This window comes from Arthrobacter sp. CAN_A214, assembly GCF_015751955.1.
In the GTDB taxonomy this organism is placed as follows: Bacteria; Actinomycetota; Actinomycetes; order Actinomycetales; family Micrococcaceae; genus Arthrobacter_D.
In genome coordinates, this window is record NZ_JADOUU010000064.1 from 1 (window position 1) to 4,757 (window position 4,757).

Genomic DNA, 4,757 nt, shown 5'->3' on the forward strand with positions numbered 1-4,757 from the left:
GAGAGTTTCCTCGAAGGATCACGCGGTGGCCGCCTTCATGTCCATCAGTACGACGAACCCGGCAGCCGCGCTACACCACTATGCGGGACGCCACTGCCACCACCGACGATCATCAGTTTCTGGTCCTGGGCGGGACCGACAAAGACCGAGCTGGCCTGGTCGCGCATATCCTTTTGACGCAAACCCGGTACGTCCCAAATTTTTGCTGTCGCCCAGTCGTAGAGGCTCGCCCCGGTTCCGGGTAGGCCGTTGCCGAAGGTGTGCCCACCGGTGTAGAACATCTTCCCGTCATCCAGGAGGAACATGTGGGGGTAGGTTCCCCAAAAGCTCCAGGTTTGCGGCACCTGGTTTTGCGGCAACCAACTCATGGTTCTGCTGGAGAACATTTCGGTGAGAACTGTTCCCTCGGCTTTCTCGTTGATTCCGCCAGCTGACCAGATGTCCCCGTTTCCGATCTTGGTCAGTGAGGGGTACCAGTGGGCCCCGGCCATGTCTGCCAGCTGATGGAAGGTGTCATCTGCTGGGTCGAAGTAGTAGCTTCTGTCCGAACCCTTGAAAGTGTTCGGACCCTGATTGTCGGTGGGGAAGGCTTCGGTACCACCGGCGAGCAGGACCTTACCGTCCGGCAGGGTGGCGTGTCCGGCGCAGAACATGTCGTAGGGGACAGGGATTTCCTTGAACACATTCGTGTCCGGTGTCCATACGACCGCCCGGAACTGCCCGGCGGCGAACTTAGCCCCGTCATTACCCGAACCCGCGATGAGCAGAAGCCGCCCATCGGTGAGCAGTGTCGAGTGGATCGCACGGATCGGCAGCTGGGTGGTCAGGACATCCCAGGAGCCCTCCAACTCCGGTCCCCCGGCAGGCGGGATAACCTCGGCCTGGAGTTTCTTCATGGAGTAATTCGTCGTGTTCAGCGTTCCGTTGCCGCCAATGGACAAGCCAAAGGAAATCCGATCCACACCCGCAGGGATCGGGGGCGTACGGGCAGTAGCCGTGGTCCAGTTAGCGACAGCGGGCAATGCCTTCAAATCAGTCCAGTACTGCCACCCGGCGGCGGTGTGGGTAAAAACGCTGAAACCCGTCAGGCCGGTTGCGGTGGTTTTGTAATCCGCCGAGAGGTCATACTGTTGGCCCGCTGTTACGGCCGGGGCACAACCCGCGGCCTCGGACTGCAGCAGTTTCGCATCCCCTGAAACGTGCCCACTGACGGTAAACTGGAAGGACCTCGTACCCGCCGGAGAGTTCGCCGGCACATCAGCGGACATCAGGGTCGTTGCCTGCCGCTGCCCCCAGCCTGCTACCTGATAACAGGCAGGAATGGTGGCGCCCTGCGCCAGATTCCCATTCACTATGAGCTGATCGCTCACCGGTTGCGGGGCGGCCACCTGCCGCAGCGAATAATCGTCCGTGGTCAGCGACCCATTGGCATTCAGTGAGAGCCCGAAGATCACCTGATCCGTCCCCTCCGGTATGACCGGAGTCGGTGCCTGGGCCAAGGTCCAGCCGTTTGCGGCCGGGAATTGCTTGACGTTGCCCCAGTAGCTCCAACCCTGCGCAGTATGCCGGAACATTGTCAGTGACACCGGCGCGGACGACTTGTACCAAACCTGCATGTCATAGGTAGAGCCAGCCGTAACCTTCGGCGCACACTGGGCGTTCTCGCTCTGCAGGAGTTTCCGGTCCCCCGACTGGTACCCCTGAATAGTCAGCGACACGGAGCGACCACCAACACGCCCCGGCTGGAAGGTCCAGGCCGCTTCCGTTCCCCAACCCGACCGCGAAAAGCACGAGGGATTATCGGTGCCCTGCTCGAGAGAAGGATTGATGATGAGGTTATCTCCCGGCGCTGCCTGCGCCGGTGAGTCCGCCGCGGGGACGACCACGAAGAAACTGGCAACAAGGGCGCAGATGAGGGCTGCAAAAGCGGAGGGCCCCGCACCTATCAGCGGTTTCACTTCGCCTCACAACCCAAAACAGATAGGGAGACTGTTGTGAGGTGTTTTGTCGGCAGAAATGACATCACCGGCGTCATCGAAAACAGTTTGCGGACCACCAGCATGGAGACCTCCGTCAAGTGACGCACCACCCAACGAGCGGTGCGGATGAAAGAGACCAGATCCGCGGTTACGGCTCCCAGCAGAACCAGGACAAGCGTTTACAACTCACGCAAAAGAATCGTGCTGACGAGCGATGTCGTCATGGGTGGATCGCAGGAAAGCCATTGATAAAGCATTCAATGAACTTCCCAAGACCTCCGGTGAACTGGAAAAATTACTGCAAGTACAGCAAGCGAGAACCATCATCAGGGCAGCTCTCCCGTCGACCCAGCACACTTGGTCGACTGCTTTTTTCGTTCCTTGCTGAGCTCATTAATGGGGTCGACGACGGCTGGGGGGAAACCCTGGTCTCAAGAGGGTTTCTGTACGTCGCCGACCCCGATCAATGAGCTTTCGCAGTAAACGAAAGGAGGTAGCCACAACGGTTCACGCAGTCTGCGTTGACCGATAGTGCCACCTATTCAGAATTCCAATCGGGCCAACGGTTTTGGCTTGGTCCCGTCTAGAGCTCTGAGCAGAGACTATGGGTGAACTAGTAACGACAGCACGAGTAGTACCCACCTGACTTTTCAACCGTGATACGCGGTTCACCGCTCAGTGGGCACATTGGGATACCTGAATTCCGGGTAGCGGCGGAATCCACGGAGGAGTTTCTGAGGCCAGAAGGAGTACACCAGCCTCAGTGGAATCTATGTTTCTAGATGGATCGCTCACCCCGTGCCAATACGACTAGCCCCAAGATTTCAGGGGCGACCTTCCGTCAAACATGGGGTATGCAGGACACCAACCTGATAGGGGCGTTCAATGGGCATCAGAGAGCGGCAGAAGGTAGTGCAGGCGTACAGGTCAGGGTGTCGCTCCAACTCGACCTATGGTTGCGTGGAGGGAGAATCGGGTGCGTTTCTGGGCAGCAGTAGCTCCGGCAGCGAAGACCAAGGACGCCGGAATAGACGGTGTCTGTGCGCTGGTGGCTCATCGGCGGTTTCGGCATGCTGGTGGGGCGAAGCCTTGACTGGCCCCAATGGTATCGGGCGTTATCGTTCCTTCGACAAAACGTTAAGATATCGCTTTGTGGGGCGTCCTAGTTATCGCCGCTGACAGACCAACCCAACCGGCCCACCGCTGACTTGCTCGAACGTACACATGATCTTCGCTGGATGCAGCCATAGGTGACCTGAAACGAACCGGCAAAAGGCTCACAGACGCAATTAGGAAAAGCTGACCAGCGTGACATGCCGACGGGCCTGCTCAACGTTCATCATCGAGGGGGACCGCCACGGTGGCCTGATGCGCCGGGGCTGACACCGATCTGCCTACTGAAGCCCTGGTTGGTGCACCGAGGGGAAGGAACTCATTCATTCTTGATCGGCGGCTGTCATCCAATTTCCCGGTCCTTAGCAACCGTCGTTGCTTGGATACCCCTACCGCCAGATCCCTTTCCTCGGCTGGTTTATCCGGCCGGTACCGGGGCATGGTGCCGTGCTCGGCGACGAACACCATCAATGCAGCGAACCGCCTGTTCCAGTGTTCGGGTCGGGTACCGCGAGCCTGTCCCTGCCACTCCCCCACTTCACTCAGTACAGCGAGCTGGTCTGCAGTGAGCCGGCCTACACGGTGCGCTTTCCGTTGCCGGTACAGCCATTCATACAGCCGGTGCTCGTCGGCATCGTGCGGGTTTTGTACTGGTAGCCGGCCCCGCTCCCGATAAAAGCCGAGCAGACGAGCGGAGTGCTGCTGCCACAGCTCCCCCAGCGTGATCACGGGCTTGTTCGGTAACTCGGTTGTGGGCTGGTTCGCGGGTTGGTCGTGCAGGGTCAGGCGCCGGCCGAACAGGGTTGGGTCCCGCTTCTCGGCCGCCCGAATGGTGTAGCGGACACGCCGCAGATCCGCCCGGCAGGTCGCGGCGATCCGTTCGACCGGGATACCGCGGGAGTACAGAAGTAACCATTCCTGCTTCGACCGGCATGGCCCCCTCGAATCCTCCGTCCGTAGGCAGTCCTGGCACACGGCGTCTAGCCCACGGGCTGGATGAGCTGGGGTCCGTCGTTGCGCACCGAGCCGACGTCCTTACCGACCACGCGCGGAATCAGGACCGGTTCCGGGACGGCGGTGAGGAAGTGCTGGATCTGGTCCTTGTCCGTCATTGTCGGATCCAGCCACTGGCCTTGCAGGTCTTTCGGGATAATCACCGGGGTGCGTTCATGGATCTCCCCCAAAGCATCGTGCGCCTGGGTAGTGAGGATCGTCGCGGTCACCAACCACTTATCCTCGGCGTCCTCCGCTTTGGTGGGATCCGGCCAATATTCATACAGGCCGGCGAAGCCCAGCAGCTCCTCCTCATCCTGGCCGTCGAGGTAGTGCGGGGTCTTGGATCCGTCGGGGTTTTTCTGCCACTCGTAGTAGCCGTTCGCCGGTACCAGTGCCCGGCGTTTGGCGGCCGCGGTGCGGAATGAGGGTTTCTCGGTGACGGTCTCGCTGCGGGCGTTGATCATCCGTGTTAACTGCACTAGTGACACTGCTACCTTCCAAGCATGAGTGAGTTTCGATTGAAGCGCCGATGCGTACTTGGGATGAGCGACTGAACTCACCGACGCACGAAGGGAGGTTACGTCCCGCTGAGTGGTGGAGTTTTCTCGACACCGTGCGGGTCAGTTCTTTGATTATGCTGCAGTGAGTTCTGGGAGCAAAACTGTTTCC

Annotated in this window: 3 protein-coding genes; all 3 read right to left on the minus strand. The window is 59.8% G+C overall.

All coding sequences use genetic code 11. The features are described from left to right. Positions 1-44 precede the first annotated feature (44 nt). The 3 genes from IWX65_RS17190 to IWX65_RS17200 all read right to left on the minus strand — a co-directional run bounded on the left by IWX65_RS17190 (position 45) and on the right by IWX65_RS17200 (position 4,567). Positions 45-1,958: a hypothetical protein gene (locus tag IWX65_RS17190; RefSeq protein WP_196884769.1), complete on the minus strand. Its 1,914-nt coding sequence runs from the start codon at positions 1,956-1,958 to the stop codon at positions 45-47. 1,350 nt (positions 1,959-3,308) lie between these two features. Beyond that, a complete protein-coding gene (locus IWX65_RS18175) occupies positions 3,309-4,067 on the minus strand; it encodes a helicase associated domain-containing protein (RefSeq protein ID WP_196884770.1) in 759 nt (252 codons plus the stop codon). Between the two features lie 5 nt (positions 4,068-4,072). After that, complete coding sequence (locus tag IWX65_RS17200; protein ID WP_334683980.1) at positions 4,073-4,567, minus strand: SOS response-associated peptidase; 495 nt, start codon at positions 4,565-4,567, stop codon at positions 4,073-4,075. Positions 4,568-4,757: the final 190 nt, after the last annotated feature.